Annotated in this window: 14 protein-coding genes; 12 read left to right on the top strand and 2 right to left on the bottom strand. The window is 42.1% G+C overall.

From position 1 onward, the window contains the following. Positions 1-207 precede the first annotated feature (207 nt). From JMW64_RS03105 to JMW64_RS03160, 12 genes are all read left to right on the top strand, one after another. Positions 208-1,284: an esterase/lipase family protein gene (locus tag JMW64_RS03105; protein ID WP_201553099.1), complete on the top strand. Its 1,077-nt coding sequence runs from the start codon at positions 208-210 to the stop codon at positions 1,282-1,284. A 74-nt stretch (positions 1,285-1,358) separates the two neighbouring features. Continuing rightward, positions 1,359-2,471: a lipase secretion chaperone gene (locus JMW64_RS03110; protein WP_201553102.1), complete on the top strand. Its 1,113-nt coding sequence runs from the start codon at positions 1,359-1,361 to the stop codon at positions 2,469-2,471. 312 nt (positions 2,472-2,783) lie between these two features. After that, complete coding sequence (locus JMW64_RS03115; protein WP_055125201.1) at positions 2,784-3,272, top strand: META domain-containing protein; 489 nt, start codon at positions 2,784-2,786, stop codon at positions 3,270-3,272. Positions 3,273-3,542: 270 nt separating this feature from the next. Further along, on the top strand, positions 3,543-4,547 hold the full coding sequence (locus JMW64_RS03120; protein ID WP_201553107.1) for a PD40 domain-containing protein: 1,005 nt from the start codon (positions 3,543-3,545) through the stop codon (positions 4,545-4,547). 182 nt (positions 4,548-4,729) lie between these two features. Next, positions 4,730-5,395 (top strand): OB-fold-containig protein, encoded by a 666-nt coding sequence (locus JMW64_RS03125; RefSeq protein WP_201553110.1) that lies wholly within the window; start codon positions 4,730-4,732, stop codon positions 5,393-5,395. Positions 5,396-5,646: 251 nt separating this feature from the next. After that, on the top strand, positions 5,647-7,725 hold the full coding sequence (locus JMW64_RS03130) for a flotillin family protein (protein WP_201553113.1): 2,079 nt from the start codon (positions 5,647-5,649) through the stop codon (positions 7,723-7,725). Between the two features lie 392 nt (positions 7,726-8,117). Then, positions 8,118-14,264 carry a DNA repair ATPase gene (locus tag JMW64_RS03135; protein ID WP_201553116.1) on the top strand — a complete coding sequence of 2,049 codons (6,147 nt, stop codon included), beginning with the start codon at positions 8,118-8,120 and terminating at the stop codon, positions 14,262-14,264. 312 nt (positions 14,265-14,576) lie between these two features. Then, a complete protein-coding gene (locus tag JMW64_RS03140; protein WP_201553120.1) occupies positions 14,577-14,747 on the top strand; it encodes a DUF2256 domain-containing protein in 171 nt (56 codons plus the stop codon). A 51-nt stretch (positions 14,748-14,798) separates the two neighbouring features. Further along, positions 14,799-14,945, top strand: coding sequence for a DUF2256 domain-containing protein (locus tag JMW64_RS03145; RefSeq protein WP_201553123.1), 147 nt, complete (start codon positions 14,799-14,801; stop codon positions 14,943-14,945). Between the two features lie 40 nt (positions 14,946-14,985). Then, the gene (locus tag JMW64_RS03150) at positions 14,986-16,800 is read left to right on the top strand and encodes an ATP-dependent nuclease (RefSeq protein ID WP_201553126.1); all 1,815 of its coding nucleotides are present in this window, start codon (positions 14,986-14,988) and stop codon (positions 16,798-16,800) included. After that, on the top strand, positions 16,784-17,395 hold the full coding sequence (locus JMW64_RS03155; RefSeq protein WP_201553129.1) for a UvrD-helicase domain-containing protein: 612 nt from the start codon (positions 16,784-16,786) through the stop codon (positions 17,393-17,395). The genes JMW64_RS03150 and JMW64_RS03155 overlap by 17 nt, the downstream gene beginning before the upstream one ends. A 20-nt stretch (positions 17,396-17,415) precedes the next feature. Further along, entirely contained in the window at positions 17,416-18,132 is a 717-nt protein-coding gene (locus JMW64_RS03160; protein WP_201553132.1) for a UvrD-helicase domain-containing protein, read from the top strand. Here the strand turns inward: JMW64_RS03160 and JMW64_RS14060 are convergent, their stop codons facing one another. After that, the gene (locus JMW64_RS14060) at positions 18,133-18,654 is read right to left on the bottom strand and encodes an IS630 family transposase (protein WP_406947496.1); all 522 of its coding nucleotides are present in this window, start codon (positions 18,652-18,654) and stop codon (positions 18,133-18,135) included. After that, positions 18,626-18,979 carry an IS630 transposase-related protein gene (locus tag JMW64_RS14065; RefSeq protein ID WP_045456530.1) on the bottom strand — a complete coding sequence of 118 codons (354 nt, stop codon included), beginning with the start codon at positions 18,977-18,979 and terminating at the stop codon, positions 18,626-18,628. The genes JMW64_RS14060 and JMW64_RS14065 overlap by 29 nt, the downstream gene beginning before the upstream one ends. Positions 18,980-18,999: the final 20 nt, after the last annotated feature.

The raw sequence follows: 18,999 nt of genomic DNA on the forward strand, positions 1-18,999 counted from the left end.
TAATAATTGCTTTACAGCGAAGTAGGGGCAGTTGTGACCCTCTAGTCACGATAATATATTCATATTTTGACAATTTAGTTGAATGTTACAGAAGATATAAGTAATGTAATTTTGCATGCTAAAGGAATTAGCAGCAATCTTTGCCGCTTCTGCTGTCGTATTTGAGAGGTAAAGATAACCCACATTAATGATAACAAGGACGTTATTATGACGCTAAAAACTTCTCTAGCTTCGGCTTTCACGCCCAGCGCATTTCTCCCCTCACTTGGTGTTATCGGTGCCGGTGTACTCTTAATGGCTCTACAAACCACCTCGGCTCAAGCTGCTGGTCAATACTATAATTGCGCCAATTCAACCGGATGTAAGCTGGTCAGCAACAAATACTGGACGTCAAATCATACTGATACAAAATACCCAATTGTTATGGCACATGGTCTTGGCGGCTTCACTAACTTGTTTGGGATTATCGACTACTTCAATGGCATTCCTCAAGAGTTGATGAAAGGCGGCTCAGAGGTATATACCACCAAAACGTCAGCCGTCAATAACAGTGAGATTCGCGGAGAGCAGCTGCTACAACAAGTCAAAACCATCACTGCCATTTCAGGTGAGCCTAAAGTCAATTTATTTGGACACAGTCAAGGCGGTATAGATATCCGCTATGTCGCTGGCGTCGCGCCAAAATATGTCGCATCAGTCACGGCAGTCTCAAGCCCAGAACAAGGGTCAAAAACGGCAGATTTTGTCAAAAACACCCTCGAGCCAAACAACACCACAGGTAATCCATCCAATGTCACAACACAGCTAGTCTCAGGCGTGTTCAATTTGATTGGTGGCTTTACAGACGTTGGCTCAGGTATCAGTTTTAAAGAGATACAAGAGCAAGATGGCTGGCAAGCGCTCGTGGCTCTATCAACCGATGGTGCTGCTAAGTTCAATGCCAAATTTCCTGCGGCAATGCCAAAAAACTATTGTGGTCAGCCGACCAGTACTGCTGTCAATGGCATTAAATACTATTCGTTCAGCGGGGTTGGGCAAATAACAAGCGCACTGGATCCTAGTGATTATTTATTGGCAGCAACGAGCGTACCGTTTGCAGGCGAGTCTAATGATGGGTTGGTGTCTGCTTGCTCAAGTCGTCTTGGTTATGTGATTCGGGATAATTATAGAATGAACCATTTGGATTCAGCCGATCAAGTATTGGGTCTGACGGCATGGGGCGATTCTGAGCCAAAATCTATCTATCGTACTCAGGTCAATCGTCTTAAAAACGCTAACCTTTAATAATGTAAGCTTTTAAGAACATACGCTTTTAAAAACATAAGCCTTTAAGCTGACTTATAAAAGAACCCTTATTTATGTCGAATAATCGCCGCCCAGCCTATCTACCAATAGTTATAATCGCCGTGGTTAGCATAGCCATAACGGCGGCGGTGATTATGTGGTTCAAACCTGATAATACACGTATGGCTACAGCGCAACCAGTATCCAGTGCCCTCACTAGTGAGGCTGATGCTACTCTATCAACTGCGCTGGATAATGGCCAAGTAGTGCAAACAACAGCCGACCAAAACCAATCTCTATTTGTCACTGGATTGGAGCGTTTGCCGCGCTCATTACAAGGCACGCAAATTGACGGCGAAATCATTATTGACGAAAATAAGCAGTTGGTCGTCACTGAAGGTCTACGGCGTCTATTCGATTATTTTTTGTCGGCGCTGGGTGAAGAAGATGAAGCGGTTATTTATGCCCGTGTTGAAAGCTATATTCGTCACCACACGCCAGAGCCAGCCGCTAGTCAAGCGGTCGCTATATTTGACCAATATATTACCTATCTTAAAGCCATTTCTGAAATAGAACAACGTTATGGCAATCTGCAATTACAAGCGGCAAAAAGCGGTGAGCTGGATCTAAATATCGTCGCTCAGCAAAAGCAAGATGTAGCCAAGTTGCGTCAGCAGTATTTTACTAAAGAAATCATTACCGCCTTCTTTGGTGCAGAAGAGGAGTATGATGATTATAGTATGGAGATGGTCAGAATCAACCAAAACCAGCAGCTAACGGATGTGCAAAAAGAGGCAACACGGCAGAACTATATAAGCCGTATGCCGGATAATGCGCTCAAAGCCGGTATCACCCAGCAAGCCAACCTGAACGAGCTGATGAATCGCACAAAACAGATGCAAGCAAAAGGGGCAACGGCTCAGGAATTGTATAACATGCGTCGTGATCTGGTAGGTGCTCCAGCCGCCGCACGCCTCGCGCAAGTCGATGCAGAAGATGCTAACTTTGCTCAACGTTTCGACCAATATCAAGCTCAAAAACAGCACTTATTGAGTCAAAGTGCAGATAAAACGCAAGCACAAACCCAAATCAATCAAATCGAACAGCAGCTATTTAGTGAGGCTGAACGCAAACGTTTGGTAGGCTATGCTGCTTTGCAACAACAGAACCTCGCCAATCTGGAGTAATGCCTAACATAAATAAGTAAAACGGTAATTTTGACGAGAAATTGTCGGCTTTTAGAGTATATTCGAGAAGTTATATAAAAAGTGTTAGCAGTTAATGTACTGTCTAACAATAGAGGTTAGCAAAAAGACTATAGAGCGCAACAAATAACAGGGTAATCATACACTCAATCTATAATGACAGTTAAGCTCCAGTTGTGCATAATGACCGCATTATTGAGAGTAATGAATAAAACAGTAAATTAATCATAATAAAAACGAATGTTTAGGATAAGAGTTATTTTTTATTCTAAAAAAACCACTATAGGAGCTTATATGAAAAACATGACTAAAATGATGATGGCAGCGACACTTGCGGTAGGTACGTTGGCTGCTGGTTGCCAAACCACCCCTAGCGTAACAGCGCCAGTGACTCAACCAATTACTTCTAATACGCTACAAGCATATGATTGGCAGCTCGTTGACGCAAAACGCAGCAATGGCGATAAGGTTAGCCAATTGTTCTTTGATCCAGCGAAGCCGTTGACGCTAAAGTTCTTCAAAGACAGCGGCAGTGACCGTGTGACCTTTATGAACACCTGTAATAACATGGGCGCTGACTACAAGGTGGTGAATGGCAATGTCGTATTAGGCAACGTTTTATCTACTATGATGGCATGCCCTGAGCCACAAGCAAGTTTTGATACTGCGACTTTAGCGACCGTACAAGGTAAATATAGCATCAGTAAAAATGCCAATAACACGCCTATCTTGACTATTACCAATAGCAATCAAGTTGCCCATTTCAAAGCCGTTTCTAAATAATTCAATCATTACAAATGGTTTTTGAATAGTATTTGCGAAAAGCAATGTTGAATAAAAGCAATGTTCTATAAAAGTCAGATGTAGTTTTAAAAATGCCTCACTATCTAGTGGGGTATTTTTTTGTCCAAAATTTGGCATGGTTTACGCTACACTGTCATTTGCTGTTAAGTAAAGTATGTAGGCTAGGATGCTTTAATGCGCTCAATCTTTTAGCCTTAATTGTCAAGATTCTCAGTACGCAATAATCAACACTTTATTGGACGTTATTTTATGTCAAAAATGCTTGTATCAAAATCATCCGTCAATATACGAACGATAAGTAATATCACCGCACTAACGACTTTTATTCTGTTGACGGGGTGTCAGACCTTGCCTAGTACGATGTCTAAAACGATGCAAGCACCTGCTAATAATATGAGTGTGAGCAATCCACTAACGGCGCAAATGTCAGCGATAGATCGGCAAGGGCGTATTGCCTATGTCGAGGAGCAAGGAGTCGGAGCTGCAAAGATATCAACGCTTTATAGCATTCGTCCTGATGGTAGTGATCGTCAGTTAATCGATCAGCTTGATGGTTATATTTATGCGCCAGCGTGGTCAGCTGATGGGCAACTGCTGGCATATAGTAAACAAGCGCCGCGCCAGCATCCTAAGATTTATATCTATGATCGCAAAAGCAACATCCGTAACCTTGCGGTAAATGCTGAAGGCAGCAATATGTCAGCGTCGTTCTCACCTAATGGGCAAAAACTCCTCTATAGCTCAACGGTCGGCGGCAATGCTGATATCTATGAGATGCGTCTGAGCGACGGTAAGACCACACAGCTCACTACGTTACCGAGCACAGAAGTACAGCCAAGTTACGCCAGTGATGGGCAAAGTTTTGTCTATACCAGTGATAAAGTCCGCGCTGGACGCCCACGTATCTATCGCTATAACTTCGAGACTGCTAGTGCCACGCCTGTGCTAACAAGTGGCTATGTCGCCAGTCCGCAACTGAGCTTGGACGGTCAGCGTATGGCCTATCTCAATGGTCGTAAGGCCGCCGTTATGACGCTGGCTACAGGGCAAGTTATCAATCTAGCAGAGACGGGACTTGATGAACCAGCGCGTCTGTCACCATCTGCACAGTATGCAGTCTATCCGACAAAGCTTTCACAAGTGGACGGTCAAAATGGTGGAAGTTTGGTCATTCACTCATTATCTGGTAATACAAGCTATGCGATTGTGAGTAAGGTGGGCGGAATCGTGCGCTCGCCGATATGGGGGCGCTAAAGGCAAAACCTATGTATTATGTAATGGAATGTATATATAATTCTCGATAAAGCAACATAAGTTGATTTAAAAAATGTAAACTTGTCAGCATTAATTCGAGTGAGCATCATCCACATAATACCAATTTGTATAACCAAGTCATAGAGCTAATAGATTGGGTGAGCAAAAGGAGAGTACGCGTAATGCAAGAAGCTTTTTTAGTCTTTATCACTAAAATCAGTTTATATCCCACGATTATTTTTACGGGGCTTGTGATGTTCGTCACTTTATATTGGGTTGTGTCTTTACTCGGAATGGCAGATATGGATAGCGTAGACCTTGGTGAGTCAGGCGGTGATGCTGAGGTCTCTACCTTATCATCGACTGGTTTTTTCACCGGTCTCATGCTCAAATTTGGTCTTTACGGTGTCCCTTTAATCATCATACTAAGCTTAATTAGCTTGATCGGTTGGTTGCTTAGCTATTTATATACTAGCTTTTTACACCAATATTTCGATTCTGGCGTTCTGTATTATTTATTCGGTACAGGGGCGCTCATTTTCGTATTGGTCGTCTCTATGTGGTTGACAGGTATTATTATTTCGCCGATTCGCAAAAATATCGCCAAAATTCCCAAACGTAATTCGTCTAATAATGTGGGTAAGATCGCTGTTGTGCGTACGCTTAGTGTCACAGATAAACATGGCGAAGCAGAGCTAAATGATGGCGGTGCAGGATTGATATTAAAGATTCGTTCAGACACCAATGATGGTTTGCTAAAACAAGGCGATCGAGTGATGTTGGTGGAGTATCTAAAAGATGCCAATACTTATCGAGTTGTTGTCGTGGAAGATAAAAAAATATTGTAGAAGTATGAATAAAGCTAATTGTTTTTAGAAGTAATTGATTGTCAGAAATAGCAAGTTTTTAGAAATAGCACGAATCGTTTTAAATTTGGTTATAGTCGGTTCAATGTAGTTCAGATATCAGAATGGTGCGTGACAGGGCTATAAAGCGCATATGCTATAAACAGTGCTATAAATAGTAGAGTTAGCAGGCTTGATAGAGTATTTGATTTATATTGAATGGATTATGGAATGTTTTAATTAAAGGAATGGATATGGACACACTCATTATCGTCGGCGTGGTTGTAGTGCTGGCGTTTGTTTTTATGATGGTCGCACTATTGATGCTCAAGGCCTTTTACTTTAAGGTCGAGCAGGGCAAAGCACTCATTATTAACGGTGTGAGTAAAATTGCCGTACGTTTTGATGGTGGTTTTGTTTGGCCAGTCATCAACAAAAAAGAATTGATGCGCATATCGCTCATCACGTTAGAAGTGGACAGACGCGGTAAAGAAGGTTTGATTTGCGCAGACAACATGCGTGCTGATATCACCGTAGCATTTTATTTACGTGTCAATGAAACCGAAGAAGATGTGCTAAAAGTTGCTAAATCGGTTGGGGTTGAACGCGCATCAGATAAAGTCGCTGTTAATGAGCTGTTTAATGCTAAGTTCTCTGAAGCCTTAAAAACAGTTGGTAAGCAGATTGATTTCGTCAAACTGTTTGAAAACCGCAGCGAGTTTCGTGACAGCATCGTTCAAGAAATTGGTAACGATCTGAATGGCTATGTCTTAGAAGATGTGGCGATTGATTATTTAGAGCAAACGCCAAAAGCGTCATTAGATTCAAGCAATATCTTAGATGCTGAAGGTATCAAAAAGATTACTCAATTAACGGCTTTCCAAAACGTCATCACAAATGAGCTTGAGCGTGATGAAGAGTTGGCGGTTAAGAAAAAGAATGTCGAAACCAGAGAGGCAATGCTAGAGCTAGAGCGTCAGCAAGCCGATGCCGAAGCTAAACAGCAACGTGAAATCTCGTCAGTGATTGCACGAGAAACAGCTGAAACCCGCAAGATTGAAGAAGAAGAGCGTAAAAAGTCTGAAACGGCTGTTATCTCGGTTGAGCAGGATTTGGCCATTCAGCGTGAGAATCAGCAGCGTGAAATCGAAGTAGCAGGACAAAATCGTCTGCGTGCGGTCGTCATCGAAGAAGAAAAAGTCACGCGTGCCCGTGATTTAGAAATTGTCTCTCGTGAGCGTGAAGTTGACTTGCAACGTATCGAGGCTGAACGCGCGATTGAGCTTGAGAAAAAAGAAATCGCCAACGTCATTCGTGAACGTATCGCAGTGGACAAAACCGTTGCGCAAGAAGAAGAGCGTATCAAAGAAGTTCGCGAAATTAGCGAAGCGGAGCGTTCTAAGCAAACACGTGTCCTAGCAGCAGAAGCCGATGCGGAAGAAATCAAAGTACGTCAGGTGAAAAAAGCCGAAGCAGAAGAGCTATCTGCCAAGCACAAAGCCGTCGAAATCACCACACTTGCCGCTGCGAATCTTGAAGCATCCGCCAAAGATTCAGAAGCCAAAATTAAGATGGCCGAAGGTACCAAAGCAGAAGAGTCAGCACATGGCTTTGCTGAAGCAGCTATCCAAGAAGTCAAAGCGGCTTCTTTGGAAAAAGAAGGTATTGCGAAAGCCAATGTTATCAAAGCGACTGGACAAGCTGAAGCGCAATCAGATCGTGAAAAAGGCATGGCAGATGCTGAGGTTATCGCGGCTCGTGGCGAATCTAAGGCAAAAGCTGAACGTGATATCGGTATGGTCGATGCAGAAATCATCGCCGCTCGCGGTGAATCTACCGCCAGAGCTGAGCGTGAAAAAGGCATGGCAGATGCTCAAGTTATCGCGGCTCGCGGTGAGTCAAATGCCAAAGCAGAACGTGAAGTTGGATTGGCAAAAGCCGAAGTTACTCGTGCGCATTTCCAAGCCGAAGCAGATGGTCTGGTCGAGAAATTCAATGCCATGGGTAGCATGAGTAAAGAAGCACGTGAGCACGAAGAGTTCCGCATGAGCCTTGAGACGGCCTTGCAAGAAGCGCTTGCCTCAATTGATGCTGGTAAAGAGATTGCGAAAGAAAATGCTGAAGTATTGGCTGTGGCGTTACAGAAAGCCAAAATCGATATTGTTGGCGGCGAAGCGCATTTCTTTGACAACTTTGCCAAGTCACTGTCTATCGGTAAAGCCATCGATGGCCTAGCAGGTAAGTCAGACACCTTGAGCGGTATCATCAATGGTGTGATGGCCAGTCAAGCTATGAAATCAAACCAGACAAATGATGATAAAACGACTTATTAATAAGGTCTAAAGGACTAGCCTTAATGAGGTAAGTATTAGTGAGCAAGTTTTTATCTAACAGTGTGAATGAGTAATATTTTCTAAAATAAAGAATCTGTCGTTTAGGCGGCAGATTTTTTTGCTAACTCAGGGTGATTCGGAACGACGAATCATGATGAGTTGGTTAATCTAAAAAAACAGCAGTGACCACTCGTTTTTTTAGATTAGCCAAGTGCTTCTTTACTTTTAATGATTCTTTATTGCCCAAAATTCTCTTATAGTGGATTCAGTTTAAAAGAGGGTCAAGGCAACCGAGTGCAGATGTATATGTGATACTTCAAGCGAGGTTAATGCTGTAGCTCTTTTATAAAGGATTGACTATATTATGTAAAAACAAAAACGGACGAGCAACGATGGCGGATACGCAAACTTCAAAGAACTCAGATAGCAACGATAATAATAGCGCTAATCAAGCTAACCGAACCGATCAGGCAGTTGCTTCAGGCAATGCTTATGAGCTCATCAAAAAACGTCTGACGGAACAAGGCGGTCGTTTAGAGCAGCAGACGCAGACGCTAAATAATGCACGTCTTGAAGAGTTTGGTAGCACCCAAATGCAAGTCATTGCCCGTACTCGTATTCGTACCGAGTACAACTGTGTGGCGCAAGACATGGTGCAGGTCGGTGATTATTTACTGTTTGGCTACAACGTTTTTATGGGGCTCAAACGCGCGAGTAATATTAAGGACGTATTGTCGTTATATCGTCTGAACGAGCCAGTTGGTAATGAAGAAGAGTATCAGCTTGAAGAGGTTGACTTAAAAGGCACTTTTTTGGCTCAAGATGCCTTTGTCCAAGACTTCAATGAGCTGTATCGATACTACAAGCAAACGCGCCTGATTCAAATAACAGTTAAAGACAGCAAATTACTGTTGGCGTTTCAGATTGGCGAGCGTATCACCGATATTCGAGTGTTCCGTTTTGCGCTAGATTTTAGCCAAGGTACGCCAGAGTCGGCGCAAGTCGCCTATGTGGACAATCGAGGCGAGCGTGATATTGAGCTGCCGCCTGCTTATGATTTTGACTGGATTGAGACCACACGCGATCAAATGGTGAATGGTAAATATCCGCATATGAATATCTTAGACACGATATTTGTGGAAACGGTCGGTGGCGATCTGACCATCAAGATTGAGGACAATACGCAGTCAGGGCAAGGTATTTATAGCGAACCTGTCAATGACCGTACCCAGTCGCTGACCGATGCTGAGATTGCGTATGCCAAAGTGGGCAGTCTAATACTGCTTAAGATATTGCCTTATCGTGAAGAGGACTACCGTTATTTCGTTTATAACACTTTGACCGAAGCGGTGCTGCGATTGGATGCGATTGGTCAATCATGTGTCCAGCTACCAGAAGACCACGGCATCATGTTTCCGGGTGGTTATTATCTACAGACGGGTGAGTATAAGCTGTTTGAGGCCAATAACGTTGGTGCTACTGACTTACGGTTTAAGCGTAAAATTATCTCGCCAAATGGGGAAGATGTTTTATTCTTATTTTACGACAGAGACTTGGGTGTCACGGGGCTGTTCCCTTATAACCTGATTAAAAAGCAATTGGCAAATCCTATTTATTGCAACGGTATGGCTTTGGCAGAGAATGGCCGCTTGGTGCTGTTTAGTGACCAAAGTGAGCCGTCTCGTATTCACCCAATGCAAATCTGGCACACGCCTTATGCCTCACACGAGTATGTGAGTGAGCTGCCAGAGAGCACGAGTTTTTATGGCAAGATTGGCAATAAAGAACTGGTGCGCGGTATCTCAGACCTTTATAGCATTACTCGCCTGATTGATAATCAAAGCGTATCACAGAAGCTCTATGAAGAGCTTACCAATAATACCAGCAGACTCTTTGACAGCTATTATTGGTTGTCTGAGCCTGAGCTGAGCGAAGTCGCTAGTAGTATTAAAGAAGTGACGGCCACGGCTGAGCTGGTTATTGATGAGTTCGCCAAAGTACAAAGTATCCAGAAGCAAACCCAAACCGCACTAGCCGATGCTGATACGCAGCAAAGTGAGATTTTGCGGCAGATACGCGTCACTAGTTTTGAGTCTGCCAGTGATTATGTCGATCAGCTGTCAGCGTTAAGACACCAAAAAGGCCGTTTGGTCAGCTTGGAAGATTTGCGTTATTTAGATGCTGATAAGCTACAAGCATTACAGACACAGTTAGAAGAAGCAGAAAGCGAGCTCGCTGAAAAGACCGTGCTGTTCTTAAGTGGCGAAGAAGCACTTTCGAGTTACCAAGGCATATTGGTCGATGTCAGTGAGCGTTTAAACACCGCTGAAACCAATGCCGAGCTAAAACCTGTATTAGAAAAAATTGACGAGACGGCGCAAGGGTTAGATTTATTAACCGAGTTACTAGGCACATTAGATGTAGCTGATGCCACGGTACGTACGCAAATTATCGATGATATATCGACTATTTATGCGAGCTTGAACCAGAGTAAAGCCAAGCTCAATCACAAACGCAAAAATTTAGGCTCAGCGGAGGCCGTGGCGCAATTTGGCGCGCAATTTAAGCTATTTGGTCAATCGATTGCCAACGCCTTATCCATTGCCAACACCCCTGAAAAATCAGACGAGCAAATGGCAAAATTGTTGGTACAGCTAGAAGAGTTAGAGAGCCAATTCGCTGATCCAGAGACCAACAGCGGCGATCAGTTTTTAGCCGACATCATCAGCAAGCGTGAAGAGATTTACGAGACCTTTGAAAATCATAAGCAGCAATTGCTCGATGCTCGCAACCGTAAAGCGCAAAACTTAGGTGATGGTGCGCTGCGAATGCTTGAAAGTATTAAAAAACGCACGCAAAGTACTGGTGTCACAGGCTTTACAGAGGAAGAGGCGTTAAATACGTATTTTGCGGCTGATGGTTTGGTACAAAAAGTCCGCAACATCGCAAAAGAGCTGCAAGCGATGGGCTTTAGCGTAAAAGCCGATGACATCGATGCGCGCTTAAAAGCCATTCAAATCGAGAGTTATAAGAGCTTAAAAGATAAGTCGGATTTGTTTGAAGATGGTGGTCAGATCATCAAACTGGGTAAGCACCGCTTTTCAGTTAATACTCAGCCACTTGATTTGACTTTATTGAGTCGTCAGCAGTCAGATGGCAAGCGTGTGCTGAATTTGCATCTAACGGGTACCGACTATTATGAAGTGCTTAATAATGCTGAGCTAAACGCCTTGCGCCCGTATTGGGATATGAATATTGCCTCCGAGTCTGATACCGTTTACCGCGCGGAGTACTTAGCCTATAGCATTATCGAAAGTGCCAAGAACAGCCAAGAAGGTTTGACCGAAGCGCGTCTATATCAAGCATACGATGCGACGGTTATTACTCTCGATATTAATGGCGATATTGATAATGACAGCCCCTTGTCCAAACTGGTCAAAGCTTACGCCACCCCTCGCTATCAGCTCGGCTATGACAAAGGCATTCATGACCATGATGCCACGCTATTACTGATGCAAATATTACCGACTCTACGTGAGGCAGGACTGCTGATTTATACCCCTCAAGTACGGGCATTGGCGCAGCTATTTTATTGGCAGCTCAATATCGTTCAAGCATTGGGCTTAGACAGCTTACGCCAATTCGGTTATGACGCTTGGTTAAATGAATCCGTGCTGACGCGCGCGAGCAACTGGACGGATAGAGCCGCGACCGCAGAGCAACTACGCCGTGCATTGGGTAGTGATACGGCTAAGTCTTTACTAGTCGAGGACATGAGCCAAGTGATGCGTCATTTTGTTATGGCTCATAATGATGACAGTGCTAGCGTTGATAAAGAGGATAGCGTTGATAACGGCGCTAACATCTTCAAACCAAGCTATGTCCAACTTGCCTGTGAGTATCTCGTTAGCGTGATGGGGCAGTCGGTTGAAACCAGTGCAGGCGCAAACAGCACAGTAAACTGGCAAACCAGCCAACAAGCGCAGCAGTTGTGTGAGCAGCTAAGCCAAACGCTAAATAGTGCTTCAGGTAGTATGCAAGCGACGGCCAGTTTTGATCAACTACAGTCTTCTATTAGCAAGCTTGGATTCCAACCCAAATCAGCCTATGAGCTGTTGTCAACTTGGTTTCATGCATTGCTTGAGAAAACTTACGGTGGTACCGAATCGGCTAACGTAGCGACTGATGGCACCAATGAAGCAGGCGAAGCACTCAGCGAAGCTCAGCTGGCCGAGATTGAAGCACAAAACGCGCTACGCAAGCAGCATTTAGAAAGTGGCCGTCATTATGTGCCGGAGGCGATAGCCGTTTTACTTACTCAATTGAACGATGCCCAACGTGAAGCTTTGGTGCAGCGATTGATTGATTCAGGTGCTACTTTTGATAAAGGATTGGGTGTTAAAGGGCTAGGCAATCAGGGACTAAGCAGTACCGGCGCAAATGCCACACCATCGGCTTTGTCATTTTCATCAATTACCTCGTCAACGCCTTCATTGACCAGTATTAACAACCCGCTCAACCAAGTGCAAAGCTTTGAGCGTAGCACGGGTAAGGTGTCGCTTGAGATACAAGTCAATAATTTGCTAGGTGAGCATACGCGTATCCATCAGCAGACCTTAACCTTTGCCGTTGATGACTTCTTAAATCGTCTGCATCATCATGATACCCAAGTCATTCCTGCCTATAGACGTTATCTAGCCATGCGCTCAGAGATTTTGCATGATTCAAAAGAGACGTTGCGACTGGACGAGTTTATGCCGCGTCCATTGTCTTCATTTGTACGTAACCGTCTGATTAATGAGAGCTATCTACCACTCATCGGTGATAACCTTGCCAAACAGATGGGTACGGTCGGTGAAGATAAGCGTACCGATTTGATGGGTATTCTCATGATGATATCGCCACCAGGGTATGGTAAAACCACCTTGATGGAGTATGTGGCAAACCGTCTCGGCTTAATTTTTATGAAGATTAACTGTCCGTCACTTGGTCATGACGTCACCTCATTAGATCCAGAAAAAGCGCCCAATGCCACCGCACGAGAAGAGCTGAATAAAATCAATTTGGCCTTTGAGATGGGCAATAATGTCATGCTTTATCTCGATGACATTCAGCATACACATGCGGAATTTTTGCAGAAGTTTATCTCATTGGGTGATGGTACACGCCGTATCGATGGCGTCTGGCAAGGTAAAACCAAAACCTATGACATGCGTGGCAAAAAGTTCTGCGTGGTCATGGCGGGTAACCCGTATACTGAGAGCGGCGAAGCCTTCAAAGTGCCAGACATGCTCGCCAACCGTGCCGATATCTACAACTTAGGCGATATCATGAGCGGCATGGAAGAAGTGTTTGCGCTCAGTTATATCGAAAACTCGCTCACTTCTAACACCGTTCTCGCGCCACTGGCCAACCGCGACCTAGCGGATGTTCATCGTCTCATCAAAATGGCGAAAGCGGACAATGCCAACCTTGCCCAAGCTCAAAGCGGTGATTTGACGTATCCGTATAGCACTTCAGAGATTAATGAGATTGTCGCGATCTTGCGTCATATGTTTATGGTGCAAGAAGTCATTCTGGATGTTAACCAAGCGTATATTGCTTCCGCCTCTCAAGACGATAAGTACCGCGTTGAGCCGATATTTAAGCTGCAAGGCAGTTATCGTAATATGAATAAGATGACCGAAAAGCTGTCGGCGGTCATGAATAAGAGTGAGCTGAACCAGCTGATAGACGATCACTATTTGGGAGAGTCACAGCTACTGACCCAAGGCGCAGAGAGCAATCTGCTCAAGCTTGGCGAGATGCGCGGTGTGTTGACCGAAGCAGAAATGCAGCGTTGGACGCAAATCAAAGCAGACTTTTTACGTAATAAAGCCATGGGCGGTGAAGATGGCGATACGGGCGCGCGTATCGTTGCCCAGTTGGTCGACTTGGCCAGTGGCTTCAATGCCATCAGTAGCCAGTTTGAGACATACTTAACGAAAAATGATCCTGAGCAAATTGCTCGCTTACGAGAAGCAGGACAGCAAGCGCAACTCGATGCCCAGTTAAACGGTCAATTAGAAGCACAGAAAATCCTTGCCGATAGCGTGATCAATAATGCCAAAGTTGTCAGCGATAGTATCGATAATGGCTTTGAGAAAAGTCTGAATCAATTGATGCAAATATATAAGCATGATCACAATGCTGAAAAGGTAGAAGGCGAGTATCTTAAGCAAAACCAAGAGGTGCAAAAAGCGCTGATGGTGCAGCTGGTCGATGCCGTTGAAGAGCTGGCACAGAAAATGGCCAATAGCCTGTCTAATAGTCTAACTGAAAGCCTGATTAAAAATGAAGAGCATCAAACCGTAGATAGCGATGCGCCTGATATCACTCAGCAGACCGCGCTTATAGCAAACGCATTAAAAGAAGCGCTTGCACCGCTGACGATGCGTATGGATGAGAAATTACTTATTGATAGCAGTACCGATCAATCAGGCAAGCTCATCGTTAATAGTCTCAACAGACTTAATAAAATCTTTGATGATTATGACTAATTACTACTGATTAATAGCTGACGATTAGTCACTACTGGTTAACAGCTATGATTGATGGCTAACGATTAAGCGTTAATGCTTAATTATTAACGCTCATGAGCCATGCTGATGACTTGCACTTATGAACATCACTTATGAATAGCACTATAAATAGGGCTTATGATTAAGAGACAGTGGTAATATAGTCGGCAACAGCTACTTTGGATACAATGACGGCGAGTAAAGTTGCTACAAACAGTAGGTTGAGCAAGCCTAACACCGTATCCGATGATAGTGAATCGACTATAGATTAAACAAACCAATGAGAAAGTTATGGCGCACAAAAAGAAGAACGTCCGCAAAAAACTCTGCCCTGTCTGCGAGCGCGAGTTTAGTTGGACTAAGAAGCTGGATAAAAACTGGGAGAGCATGGTCTATTGCTCCGACCAATGCCGACGGGTGAAAAAGTATGAAGGGCTGGGTCATCAAAAAGAAGCTAGGTAGGCAGTAAACATTAACCATAGATATGAGACATACGGAACAAGGGAGCAGACGATGGCACATAAAAAGGTAAACCTACCGCAAAAAACCTGCCCCGTCTGTCAGCGCCCGTTTACGTGGCGTAAAAAATGGGAGAAGGATTGGGAGCAGGTGATTTATTGTTCGGAGCGGTGTCGGCGGGGTAAGGGTAAAGTAGAATAAACAGAACATTGAACAATTTTAATATACATCAGGGACGAGTATGCATCTATCAAATATAAAGTTATGGAATTATCGTAAATTTGGTTCAAAAACTTTTGAACTTTCTAAGCCAAGTCTCAATCTTGAATTTACCAAAGGGCTTAATGTTATTATTGGTGAAAATGATTCAGGTAAGACTGCAATTGTCGATGCTATTAAACTGGTCTTAAAAACGCACAGTTATGATTACATTCGAGTGGAAGATGAAGATTTTTTCCAAGACTCTTTAAGATTCAGGATTGAGCTTAAGTTTTCAAATTTATTAGACGAAGAAGCTGCACATTTCACAGAGTGGTTGGGTTGGGATACAGACAATGGTGGAAAAGTAACTCCGTATCTAAAACTTATATATGACGTTCGCCGAATAAAAGAGAGAGTGCTACCTTCTGATGTTAGAGCAGGCGCAGATGATGAGGGTTATCCATTAACAGCCGAAGCAAGAGATTACTTGAAAGCTACTTATTTAAAACCATTGAGAGACGCTAAAAACGAGTTAGTAGCAAAGAGAAACTCCCGATTAGCTCAAGTCCTTTTAGGAGATGTGGCATTTAAAGGAAAAGAAGACAACCATGAATTACTCAGTTTGTTCAAACAACTTAACAGTAGTATGACTGAATATTTTGAAGGTAATTTGCAAGTCAATAGTCCTGTGCCCACTAGTAGTTCAACAGTTCCGCAAGATGGTAAAAAAATAAAAGACAATATCGATAAGTATGTACAGAACTTTTACGGTGCACATGCTGAAACCGAGTTTTTCGCAAGTGAGAATACTTTAAAAAGCATTCTCGAAAAATTGACCCTTGGGCTTAAAAATGAAATTAATCTTGGTTTAGGAACGCTAAATCGTCTATTTATGGCGACTGAATTATTACATTTGAATAAGCAAAACTGGACAGGTTTACGTCTTGGTTTGATTGAGGAATTAGAAGCTCATCTTCATCCTCAGGCTCAAATGCAAGTAGTAGAATACTTACAGAAACAAGATGATATTCAACTGATTCTTACTTCTCATAGTCCTAATTTAGTATCTAAACTCAAATTGCAAAATCTTATTGTTTGTTATGGCGGAAACGCTTTTCCTATGGGAAGTAATCACACTAAGCTCGAAAAAGATAATTATAAATTTTTAGAGAAGTTTCTAGATACAACAAAAGCTAATTTATTTTTTGCAAAAGGAGTTATTTTTGTTGAAGGTTGGTCTGAGGAAATATTACTACCTAGCCTTGCTAAGCTTATAGGTATAGACCTAACAGCGCAGGGTATTTCAATTGTTAATATTGGGAATATCGGTTTTGAACACTATATTCGTATATATTTACGCGAAAATGAACCACATATGAAAATACCTGTTGCCGTGGTTACTGATCTTGATATACAGGTCTATGAAAGAACTGAAAATAATTTTAATAAATTAGATGAAAAATTGATCGAGTCTCAGATTATAACTAAAAAGACCGAAATGGAAGATAAGAATAGAAATAATATTAAATATTTCATTGCACCATCATGGACTCTAGAATATTCGTTATTGAAATCGACAACCTTAAAGAAAGAGTTTAAACAAACGCTGAAAGATTCCCACACAAAAACTAATTGGGATAATGACTATGAATTAGAGCTTGCAAGAAAGCTTATTAATGGTGGACTGCATAAAACAGATGTTGCTTGTAGATTAGCTAGTGTAATAGATGAAGATTTGGATAAAATCGAAAGTGAACGTGAAATTGAACTAGATCAAAACGATGATTACATAGGATATTTACTTGATGCCATCCGCTATGTAGCAGGAGTAAGCGATAATGCTGATAACGGATGAAGATATAAATTACGCAGAAAAGCTATTACTAGTAGATGGTCAGTCTTTCGATGAAGAACGTAGAGACTTTATCAAAAATATGCAAACGATAGACTTGCAAGCAGTCCCTGGAAGTGGGAAAACAACTGCATTACTAGCTAAGTTAGTAATACTAGAAACTAAGTTACCGCTTGAAGGTGGTGTTGGTATATTGGTGTTGTCCCATACAAATGCTGCTATTGATGAAATTAAACATCGAATTCAAAGCTATTGTCCAAAATTATTCGCTTACCCTAATTTCATAGGTACGATCCAAAGTTTTGTGGATACGTTTTTAGCAATTCCTTATTATAGTAATATATTTAAAAGAAAAATAAGTAGATTAGACAATGAGATATATGAAGAGTTTGCTTTAAGAAGATATTCCAAACTAAAAAATATAAATTATAGTACTTTTAATTGGTTAAAGAGAAAGAATGATCCGGAGAAATATTTTTTAAATCTTAGGTTTGATAAAGATTTAAATTTAGTTGAAGGTTTGCATGGAAATGTATGTCTACAAAATAAGAATGAAAAAGTTCCCAATCTTATCTGTGCCTTAGAGATATTAAAATAGATATTCTTAGGTCAGGCTGTTTGCATTTTGATGATGCCTACATAATTGCAGAAGACGCAATTATGTCGACTGGAATATTAGAAATACTCCAAAAGCGCTTTCCTTTCGTCTTTGTTGATGAAATGCAGGATATGGGACAACACCAATACGAGCTAATAGAGAAATTATTTCATCGAAATAATTGTGACTGTATCTTACAGAGAGTTGGAGACATAAATCAAGCTATATACAATTTGGGAAAATCAGATGCTAACTCTATATGGCAACAAAGAGAACCAACGTTACCTTTAGCAAACAGCCATAGACTTAGTCCAAATATTTCAAATATAGTTAATCGTTTAGCTGTAAACGCTGTTGATTATGCGGTTCAGGGTAATAATCACAGTGCACTCCTAAGGCCTCATATTCTATGTTTTAATAATGAGACTATAAAGAAGGTTATTCCTTTTTTCTCACGTTTGGTGCATCAATATTATAACGAGGAAAAGTTGCCCAACTTTGGTAGAAAGCCTATTAAGGCAATTGCATGGAGTGTCAATTGGAAAGAAGATGAAGCAAGTCGGAATGATATTTCTAGGTTAAGATTAGAAGATTATTTTACTTCATTTGATGTTAATACGAATAGTCCAAAAATTGACTATAAGTGCCTAAAAGAGTATCTGACCCATCATCTAAAAGATACGAATACTCTAGCACCTATCAGAAAAAATATATTGAACGCTTTTATCAAAATATAGTCAGTTCACAATAAAATAAATACAGCCCATATCCTGAAATAGCTTAGGCAGATTATTCTCCATCCACCCTTGGCGTAGAAACTTAGCTTGAGCCCATTTCTTTTCAATGGGGTTTAGATCAGGACTGTAGGGTGGCAGCCATAGAATACGATGACCGTGCCTGTTCAGTAGTTTTTGAATACGCTTGCTCTTATGAAAGCGGGCATTATCCATAACGATCACGCATTTAGTCTTGAGACTTGGAATTAGCGTGAACTTGCACCAGTCATAAAATATATGGCTGTTGATATTTTGTTCAAAGTAATCAAGCGCAAACAGCATCTTTTTATACAAAGCACCGATGACATTAGTGCGCTTTTTTGCTTGCCAGTTGAAGCTGTCGATACAGGGTTTGCCTATCGGTGAGTATCCGTAAGGTCTTATAGTTTCAGCCTCAAAGCCGCTTTCATCCATATACACAATGGGATAGCCTTGCTGTGTAAAGCTATCAAGCTTACTCTGATACGACGCTCTTTTTATCAGGCAGGCTTTTGGATGCTCTAAGGTCTTTTTTTTGACTGATACCTAGGCGTTTTAAAGCATTGTGCATGCCGGTCTTACTACAGTTGAATCGCCTAGCTCGCTCATATAAATAGTCATCTGGATGTTGTTCAACGTCTTTTAAGAGTGCTTCATTCGGTATTTTAGTCGGTGGTTTATTCCGGGTTTGTTTGATACTTGAATCTTTGAGCCAGCGCTGTAATGCGGTTTTGCTAATATTATAAAAAGTACAAGCCTGACGGATACTCATGTCTTTGTTTTTGACACTTTTAATCACTTGTGCTCGAAAATCTGCTGAATAGGTCATTTGTTATTCTGCCATTTCGC

It is taken from the genome of Psychrobacter immobilis, assembly GCF_904846065.1.
Lineage (GTDB): Bacteria > Pseudomonadota > Gammaproteobacteria > Pseudomonadales > Moraxellaceae > Psychrobacter > Psychrobacter immobilis_H.

Coding starts and splice junctions, on each gene's coding strand:
- JMW64_RS03105 (WP_201553099.1), top strand. CDS start 208: ATGACGCTAAAAACTTCTCTAGCTTCGGCTTTCACGCCCAGCGCATTT.
- JMW64_RS03110 (WP_201553102.1), top strand. CDS start 1,359: ATGTCGAATAATCGCCGCCCAGCCTATCTACCAATAGTTATAATCGCC.
- JMW64_RS03115 (WP_055125201.1), top strand. CDS start 2,784: ATGAAAAACATGACTAAAATGATGATGGCAGCGACACTTGCGGTAGGT.
- JMW64_RS03120 (WP_201553107.1), top strand. CDS start 3,543: ATGTCAAAAATGCTTGTATCAAAATCATCCGTCAATATACGAACGATA.
- JMW64_RS03125 (WP_201553110.1), top strand. CDS start 4,730: ATGCAAGAAGCTTTTTTAGTCTTTATCACTAAAATCAGTTTATATCCC.
- JMW64_RS03130 (WP_201553113.1), top strand. CDS start 5,647: ATGGACACACTCATTATCGTCGGCGTGGTTGTAGTGCTGGCGTTTGTT.
- JMW64_RS03135 (WP_201553116.1), top strand. CDS start 8,118: ATGGCGGATACGCAAACTTCAAAGAACTCAGATAGCAACGATAATAAT.
- JMW64_RS03140 (WP_201553120.1), top strand. CDS start 14,577: ATGGCGCACAAAAAGAAGAACGTCCGCAAAAAACTCTGCCCTGTCTGC.
- JMW64_RS03145 (WP_201553123.1), top strand. CDS start 14,799: ATGGCACATAAAAAGGTAAACCTACCGCAAAAAACCTGCCCCGTCTGT.
- JMW64_RS03150 (WP_201553126.1), top strand. CDS start 14,986: ATGCATCTATCAAATATAAAGTTATGGAATTATCGTAAATTTGGTTCA.
- JMW64_RS03155 (WP_201553129.1), top strand. CDS start 16,784: ATGCTGATAACGGATGAAGATATAAATTACGCAGAAAAGCTATTACTA.
- JMW64_RS14065 (WP_045456530.1), bottom strand. CDS start 18,979: ATGACCTATTCAGCAGATTTTCGAGCACAAGTGATTAAAAGTGTCAAA.